We start from the raw sequence: 1540 nt of genomic DNA, 5'->3' as shown, positions 1-1540 counted from the left end.
TTAGGGCTTGCTGAATAAGTTAGGGAAAATCACGATCGCAATTGATGGGTGATTCAAGTTCGGCGAAGCATAAGTTTTGGTTTTTGTAATTGACCAAAATATAATTTTTGACAATCATTGAAGCGTAACCAGACCTTATTTTGGGAAATCGGCAGAAAAACACACAAAAAACCCGTCTTAACCAGGTAGAAAGGTTCATTACTAAAAAAGTAATAGCAATAGCTGTACCAGAAGTATTATCAAGTTTTGCCATCACGCGATTCAAGCTGAATCTTCGTTTACCTTGTCCGAACTTGCCCTCAATAGAGTTACGAATTCTCTCATCTTCCCAGGCTTGTTTCTTTGTTTCCTTACTCACAATTGCTGGTGGTCTTCCTAACGGAGGCCCACTAATTCTAATTCCTCTTTCTTTACACCAAGCTCGGTTTTCCCTTGTTCGATAAATGCGATCGGCATGGACTGATTCTGGATAGTATCCTGTGTAACTTTTAAATGCTTCTACTTGGGCTTTTAAGTCTCCTGATTCGTTAAAATTATCCCAGCTTATTCGCTATAAAAACACATACCCCTCAAAGCAACTCGCTGACAGTTTAGCTCCAAACTCTACTCGTTTTCCTGCTTTACCTCTAATAATGGGACGGATGTGGGGTTGGCTTAAACTTACTATTCTGTCCTCAATACTCTGTTTTTTATTTTCAAATAACCAGAGTTGTTGGCGATAGACTTCTGTGAGGACTAGCAAAGTTTTATATTGCTTTTTGGTCAGACTTTCCAGAGTCGCACCTGATTCGATAAGCTGCTCAATATGAGCCAAGTTTCTTTTGATATATTGCAGTTGTTTTTTAATTGCTTGGATTTTTTTGTTTCTGGTCGGTCGTCGTTGTTTGGCTACTGCTAAGTAGTCTTTTCTGGCTATTTTTCGGTAGGTTCTGGGTTTTTTCTTGATTTTTACTGTGAGAGATTTATAGAGAATGTCGATGATTTTTTCGGTATGAACTCGGGCTCGGTTTAATAGTCCTAAGTCGGTCGGATAGCTAATATCTGCGGGGGCACAGGTCGCATCTATTATTAATTTTCCTTGATTGGGTAACTCATTTTTTGCGTCCGAATCCTTTTTTTTTTCTGGTTTGACTGGGATGGTTTCGCGTATTTTTTCCACCAGGCGTTCGTTCACTTTATTAATTAGATTCGCACTAATTCGTTGCCGAAAATGAACTAATAGCGACGGGTCAAATGGGAGTTCATTGGTGTAGATTGATTGACCGATAAAGTATTGTAGATACGGGTTTTCACGGATTTGTTCTACTGTTTCTCTATCGCTACTTCCCAGTTTTTCTTTGATGATTAATGCCCCCAATGCCATCCGAAATGATTTGGCGGGTGCGCCCATTTCGGTCGGGAAATTTTTAGCATATTCTGCTTCAAATTCATCCCACGGGATAAGTTCTGCCATCTTTACCCAACGGTTATCTGCTGACAACCTTCCTTCAAAGGGTAGTTCAAAATCGGATGGGGGGCTTGGGGCAAGCTCAGCTTTTCG

At 40.3% G+C, this 1540-nt stretch carries 1 pseudogene; it reads right to left on the bottom strand.

The window, feature by feature from the left end:
• Positions 1–19: 19 nt before the first annotated feature.
• A pseudogene (locus QUA07_RS29850) lies at positions 20–1540 on the bottom strand (IS5 family transposase); the annotation flags it as partial.

This window comes from Microcoleus sp. T3_A4 (assembly GCF_036700465.1).
GTDB lineage: Bacteria > Cyanobacteriota > Cyanobacteriia > Cyanobacteriales > Microcoleaceae > Microcoleus.
The sequence above is the reverse complement of the archived record's forward strand: the minus strand, read 5'-3'. Positions and strand labels throughout refer to the sequence as shown.